20 protein-coding genes, 1 tRNA gene and 1 pseudogene are annotated in these 23,985 nt (G+C 59.6%); 20 read left to right on the plus strand and 2 right to left on the minus strand.

Annotated features, from left to right (window positions below; genetic code table 11):
- Nucleotides 1-44: 44 nt before the first annotated feature.
- Nucleotides 45-644 carry a 4Fe-4S dicluster domain-containing protein gene (locus ACTG2U_RS03435; protein WP_058057623.1) on the minus strand — a complete coding sequence of 200 codons (600 nt, stop codon included), beginning with the start codon at nt 642-644 and terminating at the stop codon, nt 45-47.
- A gap of 566 nt (nt 645-1,210) precedes the next feature.
- On the opposite strand from ACTG2U_RS03435, the gene ACTG2U_RS03440 reads away from it, so the two are divergent.
- The 19 genes and pseudogenes from ACTG2U_RS03440 to hypA all read left to right on the plus strand — a co-directional run bounded on the left by ACTG2U_RS03440 (nt 1,211) and on the right by hypA (nt 22,594).
- A complete protein-coding gene (locus ACTG2U_RS03440; protein WP_302247193.1) occupies nt 1,211-2,110 on the plus strand; it encodes a hypothetical protein in 900 nt (299 codons plus the stop codon).
- A 139-nt stretch (nt 2,111-2,249) separates the two neighbouring features.
- Nucleotides 2,250-2,669, plus strand: coding sequence for a GNAT family N-acetyltransferase (locus ACTG2U_RS03445; protein ID WP_302247192.1), 420 nt, complete (start codon nt 2,250-2,252; stop codon nt 2,667-2,669).
- 537 nt (nt 2,670-3,206) lie between these two features.
- Nucleotides 3,207-5,075 (plus strand): low affinity potassium transporter Kup, encoded by a 1,869-nt coding sequence (gene kup, locus ACTG2U_RS03450; RefSeq protein WP_439974031.1) that lies wholly within the window; start codon nt 3,207-3,209, stop codon nt 5,073-5,075.
- 731 nt (nt 5,076-5,806) lie between these two features.
- Nucleotides 5,807-6,472 (plus strand): 4Fe-4S dicluster domain-containing protein, encoded by a 666-nt coding sequence (locus ACTG2U_RS03455; protein WP_425855957.1) that lies wholly within the window; start codon nt 5,807-5,809, stop codon nt 6,470-6,472.
- Complete coding sequence (gene hyfB, locus ACTG2U_RS03460; RefSeq protein WP_429065732.1) at nt 6,472-8,343, plus strand: hydrogenase 4 subunit B; 1,872 nt, start codon at nt 6,472-6,474, stop codon at nt 8,341-8,343. The genes ACTG2U_RS03455 and hyfB overlap by 1 nt, the downstream gene beginning before the upstream one ends.
- A 1-nt stretch (nt 8,344) precedes the next feature.
- A complete protein-coding gene (locus ACTG2U_RS03465) occupies nt 8,345-9,298 on the plus strand; it encodes a respiratory chain complex I subunit 1 family protein (RefSeq protein WP_047435264.1) in 954 nt (317 codons plus the stop codon).
- An 80-nt stretch (nt 9,299-9,378) separates the two neighbouring features.
- A complete protein-coding gene (locus tag ACTG2U_RS03470; RefSeq protein ID WP_040065714.1) occupies nt 9,379-11,097 on the plus strand; it encodes a hydrogenase large subunit in 1,719 nt (572 codons plus the stop codon).
- A 9-nt stretch (nt 11,098-11,106) separates the two neighbouring features.
- Nucleotides 11,107-11,683: pseudogene (locus ACTG2U_RS03475) on the plus strand (formate hydrogenlyase complex iron-sulfur subunit).
- The gene (locus tag ACTG2U_RS03480; RefSeq protein ID WP_005333324.1) at nt 11,683-12,498 is read left to right on the plus strand and encodes an NADH-quinone oxidoreductase subunit B family protein; all 816 of its coding nucleotides are present in this window, start codon (nt 11,683-11,685) and stop codon (nt 12,496-12,498) included. The pseudogene ACTG2U_RS03475 and the gene ACTG2U_RS03480 overlap by 1 nt, the downstream one beginning before the upstream one ends.
- The gene (locus ACTG2U_RS03485; RefSeq protein ID WP_439974032.1) at nt 12,491-12,904 is read left to right on the plus strand and encodes a formate hydrogenlyase maturation HycH family protein; all 414 of its coding nucleotides are present in this window, start codon (nt 12,491-12,493) and stop codon (nt 12,902-12,904) included. The genes ACTG2U_RS03480 and ACTG2U_RS03485 overlap by 8 nt, the downstream gene beginning before the upstream one ends.
- Nucleotides 12,904-13,395: a hydrogenase maturation peptidase HycI gene (hycI, locus tag ACTG2U_RS03490; protein WP_439974033.1), complete on the plus strand. Its 492-nt coding sequence runs from the start codon at nt 12,904-12,906 to the stop codon at nt 13,393-13,395. Before ACTG2U_RS03485 ends, hycI begins: the two co-directional genes overlap by 1 nt.
- Before the next feature lie 213 nt (nt 13,396-13,608).
- Nucleotides 13,609-13,700 (plus strand) — tRNA-Sec (locus ACTG2U_RS03495).
- 314 nt (nt 13,701-14,014) lie between these two features.
- Entirely contained in the window at nt 14,015-15,493 is a 1,479-nt protein-coding gene (gene selA / locus ACTG2U_RS03500) for an L-seryl-tRNA(Sec) selenium transferase (RefSeq protein WP_439974034.1), read from the plus strand.
- A gap of 4 nt (nt 15,494-15,497) precedes the next feature.
- The gene (gene selB, locus ACTG2U_RS03505; protein WP_439974035.1) at nt 15,498-17,393 is read left to right on the plus strand and encodes a selenocysteine-specific translation elongation factor; all 1,896 of its coding nucleotides are present in this window, start codon (nt 15,498-15,500) and stop codon (nt 17,391-17,393) included.
- On the plus strand, nt 17,390-19,816 hold the full coding sequence (hypF, locus tag ACTG2U_RS03510; RefSeq protein ID WP_439974036.1) for a carbamoyltransferase HypF: 2,427 nt from the start codon (nt 17,390-17,392) through the stop codon (nt 19,814-19,816). The genes selB and hypF overlap by 4 nt, the downstream gene beginning before the upstream one ends.
- Nucleotides 19,817-19,821: 5 nt before the next feature.
- Nucleotides 19,822-20,073, plus strand: coding sequence for a HypC/HybG/HupF family hydrogenase formation chaperone (locus ACTG2U_RS03515; RefSeq protein WP_337079566.1), 252 nt, complete (start codon nt 19,822-19,824; stop codon nt 20,071-20,073).
- Complete coding sequence (gene hypD, locus ACTG2U_RS03520) at nt 20,067-21,185, plus strand: hydrogenase formation protein HypD (RefSeq protein ID WP_439974037.1); 1,119 nt, start codon at nt 20,067-20,069, stop codon at nt 21,183-21,185. The genes ACTG2U_RS03515 and hypD overlap by 7 nt, the downstream gene beginning before the upstream one ends.
- A complete protein-coding gene (gene hypE, locus ACTG2U_RS03525; protein WP_439974038.1) occupies nt 21,182-22,186 on the plus strand; it encodes a hydrogenase expression/formation protein HypE in 1,005 nt (334 codons plus the stop codon). The genes hypD and hypE overlap by 4 nt, the downstream gene beginning before the upstream one ends.
- Nucleotides 22,187-22,252: 66 nt before the next feature.
- Nucleotides 22,253-22,594 (plus strand): hydrogenase maturation nickel metallochaperone HypA, encoded by a 342-nt coding sequence (hypA, locus tag ACTG2U_RS03530; RefSeq protein WP_005301911.1) that lies wholly within the window; start codon nt 22,253-22,255, stop codon nt 22,592-22,594.
- Here hypA and ACTG2U_RS03535 read toward each other — a convergent pair.
- The gene (locus ACTG2U_RS03535; protein ID WP_439974039.1) at nt 22,572-22,967 is read right to left on the minus strand and encodes a hypothetical protein; all 396 of its coding nucleotides are present in this window, start codon (nt 22,965-22,967) and stop codon (nt 22,572-22,574) included. The two genes, hypA and ACTG2U_RS03535, sit on opposite strands and share 23 nt — an antisense overlap.
- On the opposite strand from ACTG2U_RS03535, the gene hypB reads away from it, so the two are divergent.
- Nucleotides 22,848-23,672, plus strand: coding sequence for a hydrogenase nickel incorporation protein HypB (gene hypB / locus ACTG2U_RS03540; protein ID WP_439974040.1), 825 nt, complete (start codon nt 22,848-22,850; stop codon nt 23,670-23,672). The genes ACTG2U_RS03535 and hypB overlap by 120 nt on opposite strands.
- The last annotated feature ends 313 nt before the right edge of the window (nt 23,673-23,985 follow it).

Consider the following 23,985-nt stretch of genomic DNA (forward strand, 5'->3'; position numbering starts at 1 on the left):
CTCACACTCTTGTTTGTTAACGAAAAACGGCTCGGCAAGCCCGCTCACACCCGCGCAGGCATCGCCAGCAGTGCCTCGGCACTGGCCAGCTGCTTCTGCCGGTTCAGGGTTTCAAGATGCTCCGGCGTGACCAGCCGCAGCGCCTGGGTCGGACACACCTCGACACAGGCCGGGCCCGCCTCGCGGTGACGGCAGAGATCGCACTTGAGCGCCTGCGCCTTGGTCTGCGGACGCTTGAAGAGCGAATCAGCAGCTGGGGGCACCTCTTTGAGCACCACCGCCATGGCGCCGTAAGGACAGGCCACCACGCAGGACTTGCAGCCAATGCAGCGCTCCTGCAACACCTTGACGCAACCATCCTCGCTGACGATGGCATTGTTCGGGCAGGCCATGGCGCACGGCTTGTCTTCACACTGGCGGCAGAGCACCGGCGTGGTCACCTTGCTGCCCACGATCACCTTCAGGCGCGGCTGAAAGTAGCTGTCCCTGGAGACCAGATGTCCATCCTCGATGGCAAGATGCAGGCCGCCCTCCCGCTCAAGGGTCCCGCTGCAAGACCCTGACTGGTGTGAAACGGCGCAAGCCACCTCACAGGTACGACACCCAATACAGAGACTGGGATCTGCAATCACGAAGCTGTTCATAGAGAGGGATCCTAAATGGTTCGTTACACCGGGCCGCCCGCCGACAGGCAAAGAGGCGGCCAGCCCCCCACAAAGCATTTATCAGACCAAAACGGGCCAAGGGTGCGGTAAAAATTTACAACCAACTGAAAATAAAGGATTAATAAAAAAGCGCAGTGTGCTGTTTATCACCGCTGACGAGGGTGACGACGGGCTGGGAAGTGTGATCGACACGACAAAAGTGACGAGCTCGACACCGGCTGACTAAGGTATTTCACCCTACCCTTTCAACTTAATTGCTCAAGCAACACCCAATCAATGACTAATTTGTTGATCCTGAACAGATTATACGCCGATTGCCCTTTTTACCCCCTACCCGATTGGATAGCATGCTTCAGTTGGCAACCAGCTTCGTTGGGGGGGTCATTTCATGCAGATACGCAACACAATCTCATGGGTTCAAAAATAGACTGATGACTGAAACTTGGGGAGATTGAGGGATGGCTACGAAAACAATTTTTATAATACCAAGTTACAGTATTGGTACTCTCCATTTAAATAATTGTTAGCTTAAAATAGGAATCTGTATGACTAAAGAACAAGATTTAAATAGTCGAAATATACCTCTTCCAATTCAACGAGAGGTTAGACAGCGTTGTGGCTTCGGTTGTGTTATCTGCGGAATGCCATTGTATGAATATGAGCACATGGAGGAATGGGCTAACGTCAAACGCCATGTAGCTGAAGAGATAACTTTATTGTGTGATCAACACCACAGAGAAAAAACAGGTGGCCTACTCCCAAAACAAGTAGTACGTGATGCAAATCAAAATCCATTTAATCTTCGTAAGGGTGTATCTAAACCCTATAGCTTACATTTTTCCGGAAAAACAGCTGAAATTGAAATAGGTGGAAACAGCTTTACATGTAATGACCAAGGGTATGGAACCGCAATGGTACCTATTAGTGTTGATGGTACTCCCTTGATTGGCCTTATCATGGCGGATGGTCATCTACTTCTAAATCTAGTTATTTTCGATGAATTTAATGCACCAGTTCTTCATATAAAAAACAATCAACTATATTACTCAACAACCCCTTGGGACATACAGTTAATAGGTACAAAACTATCGATTCGTGAGGCGCACCGAAAGATACTAATTGAAATAGACTTCAAACCTCCGAACAAAGTAATTGTTAATCGTGGAAGATTTTTAAAAAATGGTGTAGAGATATTGGTTAGACCTCAAAACATATTAATCACAAACAACTCTACTTTAATTAGTGGTTGTCGTGCACACAATTGTTATGGGGGACTAATAATCGGTCACCATGAACAACATCTAGGTGGTTTTATGGCTTTGGGCAACCTACCAAGGTATCTAGGTGATCGCACCGAAGCTCTTAAGTTTGAGAGAGAATCAATGGCTAGAATTGAAGAAAGGAAAGCAATTGAAGTAGTTGATACCAACACTACTGAAACTTGATATCTTATTATCACATTTTAAATTAGTGCCGTAGGGTGCAATAAGCGCAGCGCATTGCACCTTTTGCTTCTTTCAATATTTGGTGCAATTCACTTCGTTCATTGCACCCTACGATTATATTTTAATGGAGTAATATTTGATGTATATAAAAATCCATAATGAACATAAAGATGATATCTTCAATGTACTTGTTGATAACCTTAGACAATTTAACTTTGATAAAATGGGTGAGGAACGCTCCCAACCTTTAATTATTGCCATTCATGATGATAATGACGAAGTTGTCGGTGGCATTGCCGGACGAACTATTTATCATCAACTGTTGATCGAAGTGCTTTGGGTACACAATGACAAGAGAGGACAGGGGCTCGGCATTCAATTAATGGAGATTGCTGAACGTGAGGCAAAAAAACGGGGATGTATCGCTGCTCAAGTCGACACTCTCTCATTTCAGGCACCCAAATTTTATGAAAAAATGGGATTTAAAATAGTCGGTAAAGTGAGCGGCGTAAAAAATAGTCCTGACCGCTACTTTTTATTGAAGCACTATCATGGATAGTAATAATTACCGTAGGGTGCAATAAGCGCAGCGCATTGCACCTCTTGCCTCTTTTAATACTTGGTGCAATTCACTTCGTTCATTGCACCCTACATTTTTCTCCTTTAGCAAATAAAGACTCCATTGCTACCCAACGCTCTCCCCTTTGCCATCCTGCCAACAATTAATTAGCGATTACTTTATCGTCTATTTATTATCCGTTTTGGTAAAAGAGAGTAGCCAAAACACTTCACTAGATAAAACAAACAGTTGCCTGCATTATCGCTGCCAATTTCAATCACCGGATAATTAATTCTCTTACTCAAATTGAACTTTTGATTATTTATAACTGAGCATAGTCCCGCAGAGTGTGTGTCATTATAAGCTTAATGACAGATGAACAGACTGTGTTCCATGACAAGCAGATCACTATTCCGTTAGCGCCCTTTCCCATCGCAATCCATTTATTCTCTCCCGATTAAATATCACGACTCTCTTGGTAGGTCGGGCAGCTGTGCGTTGGCAAACGTGTAAACATCAAACTGACAAGATGAACTCATGAACTGTGATAAACAACAAGCCACTCCCGGCGTTATGCTGGCGGCGATTGGCGTAGTCTATGGCGATATCGGCACCAGCCCGCTCTATACCTTGCGCGAGTGCCTGTCAGGTCAATTCGGGTTCGGCGTCGAGCCGGCCTCCATTCTCGGCTTTCTCTCGCTGATCTTCTGGCTGCTGATCCTGGTGGTGTCGGTCAAGTACCTCTCCTTTGTGATGCGGGCCGACAACGCCGGCGAGGGTGGCATTCTCACCCTGATGTCGCTGGCAACCCGCAACGCATCCACCCGCTGGACGCCGCTGCTGATCATCCTCGGCCTGATTGGCGGCAGCTTCTTCTATGGCGAGGTGGTGATCACCCCGGCGATGTCGGTGATGTCGGCCATCGAGGGTCTGAGCATTCTCACCCCCGCCCTCGACCCCTATATCGTCACTCTCTCGGTGCTGGTGCTGACCCTGCTGTTTGCCATCCAGAAACATGGCACCGCCATGGTGGGCAAGCTGTTTGCCCCCATCATGCTGATCTGGTTTATGACGCTGGCGGTGCTGGGGCTGCGCGGCATCATCCACAACCCCGAGGTGTTGGGTGCGCTTAACCCCATCTGGGCGGTGCGCTTCTTTATCCAGTACCAGACCACCTCTTTCTTTGCCCTCGGCGCCGTGGTGCTGGCCATCACAGGGGTGGAGGCGCTCTACGCGGATATGGGCCACTTTGGCAAAAATCCCATTCGCCTCGCCTGGTTTATCGTGGTGTTGCCCTCCCTGGTGCTCAACTACTTCGGTCAGGGGGCGCTGCTGCTGAGTAACCCCGCCGCCATTGCCAACCCCTTCTTCCTGCTCGCCCCGAAATGGGCGCTGGTGCCGCTGCTGCTCTTGGCAACCATGGCGACGGTGATCGCCTCACAGGCGGTGATCTCCGGGGTCTTTTCGCTGACCCGTCAGGCGGTGCGGCTCGGTTATCTCTCCCCCATTCGCATCGTTCACACCTCCGAGCAGGAGTCCGGCCAGATCTATATTCCGGTCATCAACTGGATGCTCTATATCTCGGTGGTGATCGTCATCATGAGCTTCAAGCACTCCAGCAATCTGGCGGCGGCCTACGGCATTGCGGTGACCGGCACCATGGTGCTCACCTCCATCCTCTCCTGCTCGGTGGCCAAGAACAGCTGGCACTGGAACAAGTATCTGGTGGCCATCCTGTTTGCCGCGCTGCTCTGTATCGACGTGCCGCTGTTTGCCGCCAACCTCGCCAAGATCTTCTCCGGTGGCTGGCTGCCGCTCACTCTGGGCGCAGTGATGTTCACCGTGATGACCAGCTGGAAGAGCGAGCGCTTTCAGCTTATTCGTCGCCTGAACGAGCACGGCAACTCCCTTGAGCCGATGATCGCCTCGCTGGAGAAATCCCCGCCGACCCGGGTGGCTGGCACTGCGGTCTATATGTCGCGGGTGGTCAATGTGATCCCCCATGCGCTGCTCCATAACCTCAAGCACAACAAGGTGCTGCACGAGCGGATAATCCTGCTCACCCTGCGGGTGGAAGAGGTGCCCTACGTCCACAATGTGCGCCGGGTCTGCATCGAGCAGCTTTCCCCCACCTTCTGGCGGGTGGTAGCCAGCTACGGCTGGCGCGAGACCCCGAACGTGGAGGAGATCTTCCACCGCTGCAACGCCGAAGGGCTCAGCTGCCGGATGATGGAAACCTCTTTCTTTATGGCCCACGAGTCGCTCATCATGAAAGACCGCCCCTGGTATCTCTATCTGCGCGGCAAGCTCTTTATGCTGCTGCAGCGCAACGCCCTGCGCGCCCCGGATCAGTTCGAGATCCCGCCCAACCGGGTCATCGAGCTGGGTTCGCAGGTGGATATCTGATGGCGGGTTGATGGCCTCTTGATGGCATTTAAAACGTCAGTAATTAGAGAGGGAGGCATTGGCCTCCCTCTTTTTCCGTTAACCCCCATTACCGGCCCCCTCATCCCTAGCCCTTCTCCCGCAAGGGGAGAAGGGGGCAAACCACGGCGACCATATGTTGCCAACGGTGCAATTCACTTCGTTCTTTGCCCCTGCTCCCGGCATGATACCGATATGTTTGCGTTCTCGTGCGTCCGATTACGCTTCGCTAATCGAACCTACGGTTTCAAAACAGGCGGCCTCTATCCGAACAGACAGGCCGCCGTAGGGTGCAACAAGCGCAGCGCCGTGCACCGCGAACATATGGCTGACCTCCCCCCTCATCCCAGCCCTTCTCCCGCAAGGGGAGAAGGGGGCAAACCACGGCGCCCCCCCACAGACATCCCACCGTAGGGTGCAACAAGCGCAGCGCCGTGCACCGCGAACATATTTGATAGCGGTGCAATTCACTTCGTTCTTTGCACCCTACTCATGCTGCGTTTTCCAAGGTGACGAACCCTCTCGATGGCTTCGTCACAAGTGACGAACGTCACAGTTCGACTGCCACACTCGTCCTTTCACCCAACCACACCAAGATTTTTATTCATCTAAAAAACAGCCACTTAAAACCAATTTATCTGTAAAAACCATTCTGGCCCGTATCTTGCCAACCTGCCCCTACTTTCTCCGTTCGCGACACGACAAGGTAGGCTATGAACCGCTTCGTTATCGCTGACCCCAAGCTTTGTATCGGCTGTGGCACCTGTATGGCGGCCTGCAGCGAGGTACACAAGGCGCAAGGTTTGCAGCAAGCCCCCCGTTTAACCGTTATGCGACACGAGCAGGCGACCATGCCGGTTCAGTGCCGTCACTGTGACGATGCCCCCTGCATCAAGGTGTGCCCGGTCGAGGCCATTCGCCAGACCGGCGATTGCGTGCAACTCAACGAGTCACTCTGCATCGGCTGCAATCTCTGCGCCGTGGCCTGCCCCTTTGGCGCCATCCAGAGCGGCGGCAGCCGTCCGGTGGCCGTGGCCACCAGTTACGACACCTATATCCCCTGCTCCATCCGCTCCAGCAACCCCTCCACCTCTGCCGGCCTGCGCTGCTTTGGCGAGGATCTGCTGAGCTGGGAGCCGGGCGTGCGCAGCATCGCGGTCAAGTGCGACCTGTGCGAGTTTCGCGCCGACGGCCCGGCCTGTGTCGGAGCCTGCCCCTCCCAGGCACTGAAGCTGGTCAATGACGGCGACACCGAACGCGCCGCCCGTATCCGTCGCCAGCAAGCGGCCGACACCAACCCGCAAGGGGCCTCTGCCTTCTCGGCGCCTGACACGGCGCTCCCTGCATCCGATTTATCCACCACAGAGGGAGCGTGCTGATGTTGTCCCCCCTTGTTATGGCTACGCTCCTGCTCTTTTTGCTGGGCGCTGCCGCCGGTTTGTTCCTGCAAAAGTTGCCCGCACTGGCCAACCGTCTCAACAGTGGCTTTGCCCTGTTGGGCTCGCTCTCGGGTCTGGTCGCCGCCATCCAGATCTTTGCCCAAGGCGCCCCCGTCGACGGCCAGCTCTGGCTGCTGGGCTCGGTGCACCTCGACATGCTGGCCGCGCTGATGCTGCTGGTGATTAGCACCGTCGGCGTCGCCGTCGCCCTCTACTCCTTTGCCTATATCCGCGAATATCAGGGCAAGGGGGATGTGGCCATCGGTGCGCTGATGAACCTCTTCCTCTTTGCCATGGTGGGCATGGTGCTGGCCGACAACGCACTCGGTTTCTTGCTCTGCTACGAGCTGGTAACCCTCACCACCTACTGGCTGGTCAAGACCAACCCGGATGCCGCCAAACAGAGCCGGCTTTACTTGGTGATGAACCATATCGGCATGGCGCTGGTGCTGATCGCCTTCTGGCTGCTCTGCCGCGAATCTGGCTCGCTGGAGTTCGCTGCGCTGCGCGAGCACCATCTGGCGGGCGGTTTGGCCTCCCTGGTGTTCCTGCTCAGCTTCTGCGGCTTTGGCCTGCGCGCCGGTTTCGTGCCGCTGCACGGCTGGCTGCCGGTGGCCGAGCCCGTTGCGCCGTCCCATATCTCGGCGCTGATGTCCGGCGTCATGGTGAAGCTGGGTCTGTTTGGCATCTTGCGGGTCAGCATCGATTTTCTCGGCGCCAGCCAGCTCTGGTGGGGCTATGTGGTGCTGATCTTCGGTGCCTGCTCGGCAGTGCTCGGGGTACTGTTTGCGCTGGCCGAGCACGACCTCAAGCGGCTGCTCGCCTACCACACGGTGGAGAACATCGGCATCATCCTGATGGGGATGGGGATCGGCATGATCGGCATCGCCAACCAGCAACCGGCACTGGTGGTGCTGGGGCTGCTCGGCGCCCTCTATCACCTGCTCAACCACGCCATCTTCAAGAGCCTGCTCTTTATGGGCACCGGATCTGTGATGTTCCGCCTGCACACCCGTGACATGGACAAGATGGGGGGGCTGGCCAAGCTGATGCCCTGGACTGCGCTGGCGTTCCTGATCGGTGCCATGGCCATCTCGGCGCTGCCGCCGCTCAACGGCTTTGTCAGCGAGTGGTTTATCTACCAGTCGCTCCTTTCCATGACCAAACTCGGCACCTCTGTCGTCGCGCCGCTCGCGGTAGTGATGCTGGCGGTGACCGGCGCCATGGCGGTGATGTGTTTCGTCAAGGTGTACGGCATCTGCTTCTGCGGCGCCCCGCGCAGCGAACACGCGAGCCATGCCCGCGAAGTGCCGGGCGCCATGGTGGCAGGCACCCTGCTGCTGGCCGCGGTCTGTCTGGTGCTGGGTCTGGGCGCCCCCTGGATTGCCCCCCATATCGCCAGCTATGGCCAGGGCTTGGTCAACAGCCAGATGAGTGTCGCCACCGGCGCCACCCTGCTGCCGCTCGATAGCAGCCAGGCGATCCTCTCCCCACCCGTTATCGCCATCACCTTGCTGGGGCTGTTCCTCATTCCGCTGCTGGTACTGGCCATCTTCAAGGGCCCCAAGCTGGGTCGTCGTCACGCTGGCACCCCGTGGGCTTGTGGTTACGCCTATGAGGAGCGCATGAGCCTCACCTCCGGCGGTGTCACCCACACCTTGCGCCAACTCTGCGCGCCGCTCTATCGCAAGCAGCCGCAGCTCGATCTGGCCAGCGCCCTGGACGGGGTGAGCGATACCAGCGGGACAACCGGCTGGTTGCTGCACGGTGTTGTGCTGGCGCTCTTTATCCTGATGGCTGTAGGAGTCTGATATGCCTGTTCTTGAAATGCCGAGCTGGGGCATGGTTGCCCTCGCCCTGACCCAGGCCATCGCCATGCTGGCGCTGGCACCGCTCGCCACCGGTTTCAACCGGGTGCTGCGGGCCAAGATGCACTCCCGCCAAGGGCCGGGCCTGCTGCAGGATTACCGGGATATCGCCAAGCTCCTGCGCCGTCAGGAGGTAACTCCCGAGCCTGCCGGCATCATCTTCAACCTGATGCCTGCGCTGCTCATCGCCGCCCTCTTGCTGGTAGGGATGGCGCTGCCAACCCTGACTCACGAGTCCCCCTTCCCCATCGCCGGGGATCTCATCACCGACATCTACCTGTTCGCCATCTTCCGCTTCTTCTTCTCCCTCTCCGGGCTCGACAGCGGCAGCATGTTTGCAGGGATCGGTGCCCGCCGCGAGTTGACTCTCGGCATTCTGGTGGAGCCCATTCTGGTGCTCGCCTGCTTCATCATGGCGATGATGGTGGGCAGCTCGGATCTGGGCAACATCAGCAACTATGTGGCGACCCAGCCACTGGCCGCGCCGGTTGCCACCCTCTTGGCGGGCGCCGCCTGCGCCTTCGCGGTGTTTGTCGAGATGGGCAAGCTGCCCTTTGACTGCGCCGAAGCCGAGCAGGAGTTGCAGGAGGGGCCGCTCACCGAGTATTCCGGTGCGGGCCTGGCCCTGCTCAAGCTCTCCATCGGCCTCAAGCAGCTGGTGGTGGTGCAGCTCTTTCTGGTGATCTTCCTGCCCTTCGGCAAGGCAGCGAACTGGAGCCTGCCTGCGCTCATCGGCGCGGCACTGATCCTCGCCTGCAAGCTGCTGGTGGCCTTTTTGCTGGCTGGCATCATCGAAAACGCCATGGCCCGTACCCAGTTCGTGCGCACCCACAAGCTCACCCGCTACGGGTTGGGGCTGGCCCTGCTGGCGCTGCTCGCCTATCTGGTCGGGATCTGAATCATGCCCGCCAGCACAGCAACTTTTTCCGATTTCATCATTTGTGAATGCTCATTCCCGAACATTAAAGTGAGAACTGCATGACCATCGCCATTTCGGATCGCATCGGCTGCGACTACATCCAGCAGGTGCGAGCCCAACTGCCCCACGCCATCGTCGACGAGGAGTGGCAAACCGCCGATCAGGCCACCATTACCGTCAAGCCCACCAGTCTGGTCGAGACCGCCAGCCTGATCTTCCATCAGCTGGGGGGCTGGCTTCCGCTCTCCTTTGCCAATGACGAGCGCAGCCTCAACGGCCACTTCGCCGTCTACCACGTCTTCTCCATGGAGGGCGACACCAAGTGCTGGATCACCGTCAAGGTGCTGGTGGATGCCGATACCCAGGAGTACCCCTCCATCACCCCGACCATTCCGGCGGCGGTGTGGGGCGAGCGGGAGATCCGCGACATGTACGGCCTACGCGCCATCGGTCTACCGGATGAACGCCGTCTGGTGCTGCCGGATGACTGGCCGGAGGATATCCACCCGCTGCGCAAGGACGCCATGGATTATCGCCAGCGCCCGATGCCCACCACCGACACCGAGACCTACCCCTTCGTCAACGAGCTGGGCAGTGATGCCAACCGCATCGTGCCGGTCGGCCCGCTGCACATCACCTCCGATGAGCCGGGGCACTTTCGTCTGTTCGTCGATGGCGAAGACATCATCGATGCTGACTACCGCCTCTTCTATGTCCATCGCGGCATGGAGAAGCTGGCGGAAACCCGCATGGGCTATAACGAAGTGGCGTTTCTGACCGACCGGGTCTGCGGCATCTGCGGCTTTACCCACAGCGTCGCCTACACCACCTCGGTGGAGAACGCCATGGGCATTCCGGTGCCGGAGCGGGCCAAGATGATCCGCGCCGTGCTGCTGGAGGTGGAGCGCCTGCACAGCCATATCCTCAACATCGGCCTGTCGAGCCACTTCACCGGTTTCGACACCGGCTTTATGCAGTTCTTCCGGGTGCGGGAGAAATCCATGACCCTGGCCGAGCTGCTGACCGGCGCCCGCAAGACCTACGGTCTCAACCTGATTGGCGGGGTGCGCCGCGACATCTTCAAGGAAGATCGCATCAAGGGTGCCCAGCTGGTGCGCGAGCTCCGTGATGAGCTCAAACCCCTGGTGGCCATGCTGCTTGATACCGCCAACATCTCCTCCCGCCTCATCGGTATCGGCAAGCTCGAGCCGCAAATTGCCCGCGATTTCAGCTGCGTCGGTCCCATGGTGCGGGCGAGCGGCTTCAAGCGCGACGTGCGTCGGGTCCACGACTTTGCCGGCTATCGCGAGCTGCCGATGGAGATCCAGACCAAGGCGGGTTGCGACGTGCAATCCCGGGTACTGGTGCGGATCCACGAGCTCTACGACTCCCTCGACATGATTGAGTTTGGCCTTGAGCACCTGCCGGAAGGGCCACTGCTCACCGAAGGCTTCACCTACCAGCCGGGCAAGTTTGCGCTGGGCTTTACCGAGGCGCCCCGCGGCGAGAACGTCCACTGGAGCATGACCGGGGACAACCAGAAGCTGTTCCGCTGGCGCTGCCGCGCCGCCACCTACGCCAACTGGCCTGCTCTGCGCTACATGCTGCGCGGCAATACCGTGGCGGACGCGCCGCTCATCATCGGCAGTCTGGATCCCTGCTACTCCTGTACCGACCGGGTCACCCTGGTCGACCCCAAGAAGGGCAAATCCACCGTGGTCTCCTACAAGGAGATCGAGCGCTACGGCATCGATCGCAAAAACTCTCCGCTGAAATAAGGGGTCATCATGATCAAGCTGTTCAAGACCATCCTCAAGGCTGGCACCCCGACCGCCAAGTACCCCTTCGCCCCTTATGAGGTGAACCGGGATTTTCGCGGCAAACCCAAATATCAGGCGGATCAGTGCATCGCCTGCGCCGCCTGCACCAAGGCCTGCCCGGCCAATGCGCTGGTGATGGAAGTGGACATGGAGACCGGCGAACGGCGCTGGGAGATCTCCATGGCGCGCTGCATCTTCTGCGGCCGCTGAGGAGGTCTGCCCGACCCGCGCCATCGCCCTCTCCCCTGAATTCGAGCTGGCGGTGACCAACAAGGCGGACCTCTATGAGGAGGCCCGCTTCGCGCTGGCCCCCTGCACCCTGTGCGGCACCTACTTTGCCCCGAGCAAGCTGGTGGCGCTGGTGGAGGACACACTCAAGCAGGCAGGCACACCGCTGGCTCGCGATGCCAAGCCGCTAGCGCCGCCAGAGCGACTGCACCACTGCCCCGACTGCAAACGAAAACAGAGCATGCTGAGCCAGCCTGACTCGGCCCTGATCACACCGATAGCCACACCGATGGCCGCACAAAAGGAGTGGATGTGATGAGCAAGATCAAAGGCATAGAACCGGTTGTCGGCCATGCCCATACCCGCGCCGTGCCGCTGGCACAGGATCCCGAGATCACCAAACTCAAGAAGACCCTGCTCAAAGACATTCGCCGCTCAGCCTATGTCTACCGGGTCGATTGCGGCGGCTGCAACGCTTGCGAGATCGAGATCTTCGCCACCATCACCCCGCTGTTTGATGCCGAGCGTTTCGGCATCAAGGTGGTCGCCTCTCCCCGTCACGCCGACATCTTGCTCTTTACCGGCGCGGTGACGCGGGCGATGCGGGTACCGGCCCTGCGCGCCTACGAGGCGGCGCCCGATCCCAAGATCTGCATCGCCTACGGCGCCTGCGGCTGTGACGGCGGCATCTTCCACGACCTCTACTGCGTCTGGGGCGGCACCGACAAAATTGTGCCGGTGGATGTCTATATCCCGGGCTGCCCTCCGACACCGGCGGCTACCATTTATGGCTTTGCCGTGGCGCTCGGTCTGCTGGAGCAGAAACTCAAAGCCACCAGCCACGAGGTGCAACCGGGTGAGCGGGTCGAACTGCGCCACACCGGCATCCCCAATGAAATCCGGGTGATGATCGAACGCGAGGCGCGCCGCATGGCCGGTTACCGGCAGGGGCGGATCATCGCCGACGAGTTCATGGCCCTGCTTGAAGGGGCGACCCAGCAGGATGTGGATCTGCGTATCCAGAGCTACCTCGATCAGCACGATGATCCGCGCCTCTCGGAGATCGTCAACAACCTCGCAAACGCCTGCCTCAACCGGGCGGCCGGCAAGGGGGAGGCGGTGCATGGCTGACGAGGTTTTCTTCTATCGCCTCTCGCGCAAGTTCGTCGACGAGCAGTTCGACGTGCCGGAAGAGGCAAAGGAGGTGATGTACTACAGCCTCGCCATCGGCCACCACCTCGGCATCGTCGATTGCCTGCGAGCAGACCTGGTCTGCTCGCTGATCGGTTATCGCGACTGGGTAGCCAAGCTGCCAGAGGGGAGTGAAGCGCGCCGCAAGATGGAGGGATTTCTCACCTTTGGCGAGATCACCATCTATCGCGAGCACTGCCATATGCTGGCCTGCGCCTTCGACCGACTGCGCAAAGCCGACAATCTACTCAATGAGCAGGAGCTGGGCTGGACCAACACCTTTATGGATCAGCTGACCGCCCTCTTTAACGACCCCCATATGTACCTGATGGTAAGGAGCCGCTGATGGGCTGCAATCTCGTGTTGACCGTGGGCAATGCCATGATGGGGGACGACGGTGCCGGCCCCTATCTTGCCGACAAACTGCAAGCCGCCCCCCTGTCCGGCTGGATCCATATCGACGGCGGCATCGCGCCGGAAAATGTGGTCTACAAGGTGCGGAAGCTGCAACCGGAGCGAGTGGTGCTGGTGGATGCCGCCGAGATCGGCGAGAAGGCGGGTACCCTGCAGGTGATCCCCCCCGAGACCATCGCCGAGATGTTTATCTTCTCGACCCACAATATGCCGCTCAATTTCCTGATCGACGAGCTCAAGACCTTTGTCCCAGAGGTGATCTTTGTCGGGGTACAACCGGCCATCGTGGCGTTCTCCTTCCCGATGACCGAGATGGTGAGCGAGGCGATGGATTATCTTTATCTGCATCTTGATGCCGCCAGGGATACCGACTTGTTAATAGAGAAACTGGATCAGTGGAATATTACCAACGCCGAGCGATAACTATTTATCGAGTTGTTAACGACCGTTATTGACCGACTGTTACGGCAATGTGATCGAGGCCCGATGTTAAATTAAAAACATCGGGCTAATTGTGCTGAACTTGATATAAAACAAGGTTCTTTGATTTTTTCAAAAAATCGCTAACTCTCGCTTTTTTATGACAAAAAAAGCGTTGCCAGTCACAGAAATTTGCCACAAAATGGCGACCGTTACGGAAGTTGATGGGGTCTGGTGGCCTCCTCGGTCTTCAAAACCGATGTGAGCCGAGAAGGCTTTGGCAGGTTCGATTCCTGCCTCTTCCGCCAAATTTATCTATTGAACAAATACTCTCTCGCTGAATTTTTCGGCCTGAATGTTATTTCCATTGTTTGTTCAATATGTTTGAAGTAATACCTTAAAAAAGGTGCTTGCCGCTTGCCAATATACTCCGAACTCAGGTTATCTCGCTGGCCAAAAATTAATTTATCAGCATCGATGCAGCATTAATTTATACCCGCTCATTGATGCACCCAGTTTGCAGTTATCCGCAAATCGCCAGCAGTGCCATAACCCGTCAGCTCGGCCTCTCTATCGGCAAACCGGTGCGCATCCCGAACCCACGCACTGCACTGGTAATCCCATGCCGAACTCGTCTCACGCGCCAGCCATCCCCCACCGCCAGCCCGCATCAGGTACGGCTGCCAACGATTCACAGCCAGATTCACAGCAACAGCCCGGCCAGCAACAAACCCGCCGTCTGCCCCAAGTGGAACAGCTGCTGCAGCAACCCTTTCTCGCCGGGTTTATCGAGGCACTGAGCCGCCCGCTGGTGACTCAGGCGGTGCGCGACACCCTGAGCGAGCTGCGCCAGAGCGAAGATTTTCGCCAGCACGGCGTCGTCCCCGAGCAGATCGAGGCGCTGATTGCCAAACGCTGCCAACAGCAGTTGCGCCAGCGTCAAACCCGGGTGATCAACGCCACCGGCACCCTGGTGCATACCAATCTGGGACGCTCACCGCTAAGTGCCGATCTGTGGGACGAGGTGCGTGACCTCAACACCGGGTACAACAATCTGGAGCTGGACCTCGCCACCGGCAAACGCGGCGGGCGCAAGGGGCTGATCGCCCCCCTGCTCCGTTGCCTCACCCAGGCCGAGGATTCACTGGTGGTCAACAACAACGCAGCTTCGCTCTTTTTGCTGCTGCAGGAGGTGGCCAAGGGGCGCGAGGTGATCGTCTCACGCGGCGAGCAGATCCAGATTGGCGGCGGCTTTCGCATCCCCGATATTCTGGCCCTCTCCGGCGCAAAACTGGTGGAGGTGGGCACCACCAATATCACCACAGCCCGGGATTACCTCGATGCCATCACCGATCAGACCGCGCTGGTGCTGATGGTGCACAAGTCCAATTTCGCCATTCGCGGCTTTACCGAATCCCCCGATATCGGCGAGGTGGCCCGCGCCCTGCCCGAGCAGGTGGTGCTGGCGGTGGATCAGGGGTCGGGCTTGACCACCGAAGAGTTTGCGCCAGACGAAACCTCGGTACGCCAGTACATCAAGGCGGGGGCGGATCTGGTCTGCTACTCAGGCGACAAGCTCTTGGGCGGCCCGCAAGCTGGCATCATCAGCGGCCGCAGCGATCTCATCAAGCGGCTGGAAAAGCACCCCATGATGCGCACCTTCCGCCCGAGCCGCATCGTCTACTCCCTGCTCGAACGCCTGCTCATTCACAAGCTCAACAAGTCCCCAATCGGTGAAGGGATTGCCCAGCGCACCTTAAGCAACCCGGCCGCCATGGAGGCGAGAGCCTCCCGGCTGATGGCCGCCCTGCCCGGTTGCTTTGTGCCGGTCCCCGCCCAGCTGGTGGTGGGCGGCGGCACATTGCCGGACGAGTTCTACCCGGCCCCTGCGCTCGAATGCACCGACCCGCGCCCGGCCCAGCAGCTGCTCGATGATTTGCGCGAACTGCCGGTGCCGGTCATCGCCACCGTGCGCCAGCAGAGAGTGCTGCTCAATATGGCCACCCTGCTGTCGACCGAGATGGAACTGCTGATCGCCCAACTCAGGGAGTTGCTGCTCCCCGCCCCGTTCAATGCAACAAATGCGACCGAGGAGCCCTGATCCCATGACCCCCTATCGCGCAGTTATCGGTCTTGCCGGCCACGTGGATCACGGCAAGACCCTGCTGATCCAAGCCCTCACCGGCATCACCACCGCCCGTGCCCACGAGCAGGCCATCGGCATGACCCAGGATCTCGGCTTTGCCCACTTCGACGACGGTCAGGGCAACACCATAGGCGTCATCGACGTGCCCGGCCACGAACGCTATATCCGCAATATGGTGGCGGGGCTCTGGAGTCTGGATCTGGTGCTGCTGGTCATCGCCGCCGACGAGGGGTGGATGCCGATGACCGGCGATCACCTGCGCCTGCTCAAGGCGATGGGGGTGCCGCGCCTCTTGGTCTGCATCAACAAGTGCGATCTGGTCTCCCCCGACGAGCTTTTGCTGTTGGAAGAGAGCCTGCTGGAGCGGGTAATGGACGAGAGCGGCATGGTGCCCGATATCGTCAGCGTCAGCGCCAAAACCGGCGCCAATATGGCTGCCCTGCACGCCGCTATCGTACGTCAGCTTGCCGATCTGCCAGCATCTCAAAGTACCCGCGAACAGGGTGTTCCGCGCCTCTATGTTGATCGTGTCTTTACCGCCAATGGCACCGGCACAGTGCTTACCGGCACCTTGCAGCAGGGCCGCCTCAAGGTGGGGGACAAGCTGCGCCTCTACCCCGCCGATCGGGAGGTGCAGGTGCGCTCCCTGCAGGCCTATCACCAGAGCGTCGACGAGATTGGCGCCGTCTGCCGGGTGGCGGTAGGCCTTAAAAAAGTGCCTCACAAGGAGGTGGCACGCGGTCACTGTCTTACCAGCACTGTCGGCCAGTGCGAGGCGGCGACCCACCTTATCGTGCGGCTCAATGCCGAGAGCCTGAGCGGCAAGACGCTACGCCCCTCTCTGCACAACAAGGAGGTCGAAGTCGCCCTCGGCAGCTGGCATGGCCGTGCGCGCTTTGTACCGATAAAAGAGACCCGGCTTGCGCGGCTGATCTTTACCAGCCCCATCCCCTGCTTCTTCGGCCAGCCGCTCGCCATCATTCGCCACGGCAGCAGCGAACTGCTGCACGGCGCCCGCATCGTCTGGTGCGGCGACATCCATCCCGCCAGACGCAAGGCACTGCACACCCTGCTGGGCGAGCTGCCAGATGAGCTCGAGCACTACAACCCGGCCACCCTGCAACTGGGGCTCAACGGCTATGTGCTGGCCAGCCGCTTTGACCAGCAGCCAGAGCAGGTCACCCCCCTCGGTGACTGGCTGCTGGACAACCACTGGCTGGCCCAGAGCCGCGACCAGCTGCTCGCTACCTTGGCAAACGAACCGCTGAGCGCTGCGGAGCTGGCGACCCGCTTTGGCATCGCCCTGCCGGTCACTCAGGCCCTGCTCCAGCAGCTCAAGGGCGAGCAGCTGATCCGCCTGCACCATGACAAGTGGCAGCACGGCAGCGGCGAGTCGGAAGATGATCTGGGGGAAGAGGCGCAGCTGGTGCTCAAAGTGGTGCGAGATCAAGGCAAGGAGGGTTACGAGCCCGGTAAACTGGGCCCCGGCGGCGTGGAGCTGGATCCCTTTATCACCCGCAAACTGCCCGTCGCCCTGCAGCAGGGCTTGCTACAAAAAGGCGCGTTGCAAAAGCAGTTGCGCAATCTGGCGCGACTCAAGTATCTGGTGCAGCTCGATGGCCCCATCTACTACGACGCCGAGCTTTACAACCAGATGGTCGCCGCCGTGCTGGCTGGCCATCAGGTGGGAGATCTGATCGACATGGCATCCCTCAAGGAGATCACCGGTTTGTCGCGCAAATACGCCATTCCGTTCTGCCTGCGCATGGAGATGGATGGCTGGGTGCGACGCGAGGAGAACGAGCGCCGGGTGCTGCGTTTGCCGCAGACTCAAGATGAGATGGAGCCGGCATGAGCGCTGCCACCGCCCCCTCTGTCTCTGCCAATCCTGTGGCCAACCGGCTGCGCCGCGAATTTCATATCGACGGCATAGTGCAGGGGGTCGGCTTTCGCCCCTTCGTCTATGGGCTCGCGCTGCGCCACGGCCTTGCCGGCTATGTGTTGAACGACGCGAGCGGCGTCACCATTGGCGCCGAGGGATCGCCTGAGCAGCTCGCCAGCTTTGCCCGCGAACTGCGCGAATTGGCGCCGCCGCTTAGCCGTATCGATCATTTCAGCGAGCGGGAGCTGCCCCAAAACGATGACCCCGATTATGACGGTCAATTCCATATAAAGGCGAGTCAGCAGCAGAGCGCCGCCACGGTCGCCATCTCGCCGGATCAGGGGATGTGCGAGGCGTGCGCCACGGATGTGGCCAACCCCGTTGATCGCCACCACCACTACCCCTTTACCAACTGCACCCACTGCGGCCCGCGCTACACCATTATCCGCAGCCTCCCCTACGATCGGCCCCACACCGCCATGGCCGACTTTGCCATGTGCCCGCGCTGCGCGGCGGCTTATGAAAACCCGCTGGACAGACGCTACCACGCTCAGCCGGTGAGCTGCCCCGAGTGCGGGCCCCATCTCAGCTGGCGCAGCGGTCGCGGCGATGCGCTGGCCGAGCGCGAGGATGCCCTGCACGAAGCTGCCAGCGCCCTGCAAGCGGGGGCGCTGATTGCGGTCAAGGGGATGGGGGGGTATCACCTGATATGCGATGCGCGCAACGAGTCCGCCGTGGTACGGCTTCGCCAGCTCAAACGGCGCGCGCGCAAGCCGCTGGCGGTGATGATGGGCTCCCTTGCCGAGGCCAAATTGCATGTCACCGGCTGCGAAGACGAATGGAAGCTGCTCGCCTCTCAGGCCAGACCCATTACCTTGCTGCGCAAGCGCAAAAACGATGATCGACCGTCAGAATCCCGACAGTTAGCCGCGCCGCTGGCCGAGGGGATCGCCCCCGGCATCCCCTACCTTGGCGTCATGCTCCCCTATACCCCGCTCCATCAGTTGCTGCTGGACGCCTGCGCCATGCCGCTGGTGGCCACCAGCGCCAATGGTCGCGGCAGCCCGATCCTTGTCGATTGCGAGGCGGTGGTCAGGGAGCTCGGCAGCGAGATTGACGGTATCCTGGATCACAACCGCCCCATCCTGCGCCCGTGCGACGACAGCCTGGTGCAGTGGGCGGGCGGGCGACGCCAGACGTTGCGACTGGCCCGAGGCTATGCCCCCTGCACTCCCAGCCTGAAAGAGGTAGTCAGGGTGCCGCTGCTGGCTGTCGGCGCGCAGCAGAAGAACCAGCTGGCGCTCGCCTTCGGTCGCCAGCGCATCTACAGCCCCTATATCGGCGACCTGCACAGCCTGCCGATGCAGGGCCACTTCGAGCAGACCCTGGCGACCTTTCGCGATCTCTACGATCTCAAACCCGAACTACTGGTCTCGGATCGCCACCCGGGCTACCTCAGCCACCAGTGGGCCAAGGGCTATTGCCACGCTCACGGTGCAGACCATCTTGAGGTGCAGCACCATCACGCCCACCTGCTGGGGGTGATGGCCGAGCACGACATCACAGGCCCGGTGCTGGGTTTTGCCTTCGATGGTACCGGCCTTGGCGATGACGGCACCCTATGGGGTGGCGAGCTGATGATCGCAGACGTACTGGGCTTTACGCGGGTTGCCCACCTCAAACCCTTCAAGCTGATCGGTGGCGAGGCGGCCATTCGCGAGCCAGTACGTCAGCTGCTGGGGCTGCTGTTTGAGTCGTATAGCGTGGAGGAGATCAGCACCCTCAATATTCCGGCGATCAAGCAACTGCCAGCTGAGCGAATCCGCAACCTGCACCAGCTCTGGCAGCTGGGTCGCAACGCCCCCTACACCAGCTCCATCGGCCGGCTGTTCGATGCGGTGGCGGCGCTGCTGGGGCTTGTCGATACCCCGGATTACGAGGGCGAAGCGGGGCTCCTGCTGGAGGCCGCCGCCTTGTGGCTGGCCCCCGATGAATTGCCCTTCCCCCTCGCCTTTGGCCTAAGCCAATCAGCACAGGGGCCACTGCACATCGAGTGGGCAGAACTACTCAATACCCTTGTCAACGAACAGCGCAAAGGCACCTCCACCGCCAGCCTGGCCGCCGGTTTTATCCGCGCCATCAGCAATCTGGTGGTTGCCCTGGCCGAACGCTTCCCCGGTTATCCGGTGGCGCTGGGGGGCGGCGTGTTTCAAAACCGGGTGCTGATGGACCAGCTGGTGCCCGCTCTCGAAGCGACCGGTCGGCAGGTATTGACCAGCGAAACCCTGCCGCTCAATGACGGTGGCATCGCCGCCGGTCAACTCTGGTTTGCCATCCACCATCTTGCCACGCACCAGCCTGTCACCACCGGTTGTGCCACCTTGTCGGAGTCCTGAAATCCATGTGTCTATCCATCCCCTCTCAGGTGGTGCAGCTGCACCCCGAAGATAACTGCGTCACCGTCGACACCCTGGGGGTGCAGCGGCGCGTCAGCTGCATGCTGCTCGAAGAGCCTCTCAACATTGGCGACTATGTGCTGCTCCATATCGGCTTTGTGATGAGCAAGATTGACCAGGAGGAGGCGCAGGCCAGCCTCGAGAGCTTCCGCCAGATGGTGGCCCTTATCCCTGCGCAGGATATCTTGCCATGCTGACCTTGAATGATCTCTTTCAGGGCTTTCGTCAGCCCGAGGTGATCCGCGCCCTCGCCGCCCAAATTACCGAGTTTGCCAAAGATCTGCCCGAACCGCTGCGGGTGATGGAGGTGTGCGGCGGCCATACCCACACCATCATGAAGTACGGACTGCACCAGCTGCTGCCAGCCAGCATCGAGTTTGTCCACGGTCCCGGCTGCCCGGTCTGCATCATGCCCAAGGAGCGCATCGATCAGGCCATCGAGCTGGCGAGTCAACCGAGCGTCATTCTGGTCACCCTGGGGGACATGATCCGGGTGCCGGGCTCCAAAGGCACGCTGGCCCAGCAACGGGCCAGGGGGAGCGATATCCGCCCGGTCTATGACCCCCTCGATGCGCTGCGCATCGCCCGTGAGAACCCGGACAAAACCGTGGTCTTCTTCGCCATCGGTTTCGAGACCTCTACCCCGATGACGGCCGCCTTGCTGGCTGCAGCCGAAGCAGAGGGGGTCGAGAACCTGCTGTTTCATATCAACCATGTGCTGGTGCCCCCCGCCATTCATGCGGTGATGGCCGATGGAGTTGCCAAGGTGAACGCCTTTATCGGCCCCTCCCACGTCAGCGTCATCACAGGCGCCGATATCTACCTGCCCATCGTCGATCGCTATCAGGTGCCTGTGGTGGTGAGCGGCTTCGAGCCAGTGGATGTGATGGAGGCGCTCTTGATGATGGTGCGCCAGAAGGTGGAGGGTCGCTACGCGCTGGAGGTGCAATACAGCCGCGCCGTCACTGCCAGCGGCAATAAAGCCGCCCAGCGGCTGGTCGAACGCTTTTTCGAGACCCGCGAGCACTTTCGCTGGCGGGGTCTGGGGGATATCAACGCCTCCGCCCTGCGCCTGCGCGATGCGTTTGCCAAGCGCGATGCGGAACGCCACTTCGCGCTCAATCAGACCCCCATCGACGATCACAAGGCGTGCCAGTGCGCCGATATCCTGCGCGGGCTGGCCAAACCGAACCAGTGCAAGGTCTTTGGCCGGGGCTGCACCCCGACCCAGCCCATGGGCAGCTGCATGGTCAGCTCCGAAGGGGCCTGCAATGCCTACTACCGATATATGGGGATCCAGGAACAATGAGAGAAATCCAGTTAAGCCACGGCGGCGGCGGCGTCGAGATGAACCAGCTGATCAACCAGCTCTTCTTTCGCCACTTTGGCAACGAGATCCTGCTGCGCGGTGAAGATGCCGCCCTGCTGCCAGTCAGCGGCCCCGTCGCCTTCACCACCGACAGCTTTACCGTCTCGCCGCTCTTCTTCGAGGGGGGTGATATCGGCAAGCTGGCCATCGCCGGCACGGTCAACGATCTCGCCATGATGGGGGCCAAGCCCGAGTATCTGAGCTGCAGCTTTATCATCGAGGAGGGGTTCCCCTACGCCGAGCTCGCCCGCATCGTCGAGTCGATGGCGGCTGAACTTGCCAAGAGCGGCGCCCATATCGTCTGCGGCGACACCAAGGTGGTGCCGAGGGGAGCGGCCGACAAGATCTTTATCAACACCAGCGGGGTCGGCACCTTCCCGCTGCCTGAGCAGAGCCGGGGCATCTCGGTACGCAACCTCAAGGCCGGTGACGCCATCCTGGTGTCGCGGGATATCGGCAGCCACGGCGCCTGCATCCTGATGGCCCGTGACGCCCTGCAGCTGGGCTCGGATCTGAAAAGCGACTGCACCACCCTCTGGCCGCAGGTAGAAGCGCTGCTACAAGCGGGGATCACCCCTCACGCCCTGCGCGATGCCACCCGCGGTGGCATCGCCGCCGTGCTCAACGAGTGGAGCAGCGCCTCCGGCGTTGCCATCGAGCTGGAGGAGTCCGCCATTCCGGTGTGCGATCCGGTGCGTGGCCTGTGCGAGCTCTACGGTTTCGAGCCCCATGATCTCGCCAACGAGGGGACCATGGTACTGGCCCTGCCTGCCGAACAGGCGCAGGACGCACTGGGCATCTTGCGGCAATTCAACCCCGCAGCCAGCCAGATCGGCGTGGTGCAGGCAAGCGATCGCCACAAGGTGATCCTCAATAACCCCTGGGGCAGCCGCCGTTATCTGGAGCTGCCGCAGGGGGAGCTGCTGCCGCGGATCTGTTGATCGGCCATGCCGTTCACCCAAGCACAGGGAGGAGTCACTCCTCCCAATATCGGTTAAGGAGCCACCATGCACGAAATGTCTCTGGCCATGGCCGCCATCGATCTGGCGGCCGAACAGGCCACCCAGCGAGGCTTTAACAAGGTGACCGCCCTCTGGCTCGAGGTCGGCAGCTTCTCCTGCGTCGACCCCGACACCATTGCCTTCTGTTTCGAGGCCGCCGCCAAGGGCACCGCCGTCGAAGGGGCCCAGCTGCACTTTCAGCACCAGGCGGCAGAGGCCTGGTGTTACGACTGCAACCAGACGGTCACCCTCACCGAGCGCGGGCAGGCCTGTCCCGAGTGTGGCGGATACAAATTACGAGTCGCGCAGGGTGATAGCCTGCGCATTACCGACATCGAGGTAAGTTGATATGTGTAGCGTATGCGGATGCGGCCAGGCGCGGATCGCCGGCCATAAAGATGATCACGACCATGCCCACCACCACCACGATCATGACCATGAACACGCTCATGAGCATGGCCACCAGCACGACCATCATCATGCTCATGACGCCCATCATCACCATGACCACGAGCAGAGCGCGCAACGCACCCTGATCATTCACCACCACTATCACCATCAGGGAGATGTCCATCACCACTACCACGGGGTACGGGCGCCAGTGGGAACAGAGGGTCATGAGCACCATCACGATCACCCTCATGACCATCATCATGAACATGCCCACTCTCATGACCATGACCATGACCATGACCATGACCATGACCATGACCATGACCATCAGCAGGGTGATCTGCACTACGGCAAGGGGGAAGCAGGATTGTCGGTGCCTGGCATGGGGCAGCGCCAGTTGATCGCCATCGAGATGGATGTGCTGGCCAAGAACAACGCACTGGCCGCCCACAACCGCGAACACTTCGACGAAGCGGCCCAGCTGGTACTCAATCTGGTGTCGAGCCCGGGTTCAGGCAAGACCACCCTGCTGTGCGAAACCTTGCGCCAACTGGCCGACAAACGCCCCTGCGCGGTGATCGAAGGGGATCAGCAGACCAGCGCCGATGCGGATCGCATTCGCGCCACCGGCGTGCCTGCCGTGCAGATCAACACCGGCAAGGGCTGCCATCTGGATGCCAAAATGGTCCACGATGCCTGCCACCAACTGCCCGCCAATGAAGGGGGCATCCTCTTTATCGAGAACGTGGGCAATCTGGTCTGCCCCGCCAGCTTCGATCTCGGCGAGAAGTACAAGGTCGCGATCCTCTCCGTCACCGAGGGGGAAGAGAAGCCCCTCAAGTACCCGGACATGTTCGCCGCCGCCCAGCTGATGGTGATCAACAAGATTGATCTGTTGCCCCATGTCAGCTTTGACGTGGCCCGCTGCATCGAGAACGCCAAACGGGTCAACCCCTATATCCAGGTGATCCAGGTCAGCGCCACCACAGGCGAAGGAATGGATGCCTGGCTTAATTGGCTGGCCAGTGCCTGAGTGGTAAACCGGTTAAACGCCGTTGCCAACGGCGGATAGCAAAAGAGGGAGGCTGATGCCTCCCTCTCTTTTATCTGCATTGCATAAGGTTACTCACGCCCCCTCACCCTAGCCCTCTCCCCAGGGAGAGGGAACCGGTTCGTGGATGTCGTATTCTTCTCTTCTGTCTCAACAGAGAAAGGGAAACCTATGCGTGGATGCTGGCAATATGCTCGAAATATTCGCCCCCCTGAGAGGGTCTGCGAGCATAACAACCAGCCCTGTTTTCCAAACCACGAGCCTAGGGAGATGGCTCCTTCTGCTCCCTTCTCCC

Source organism: Aeromonas sp. 95A (assembly GCF_051919235.1).
GTDB lineage: Bacteria > Pseudomonadota > Gammaproteobacteria > Enterobacterales > Aeromonadaceae > Aeromonas > Aeromonas veronii.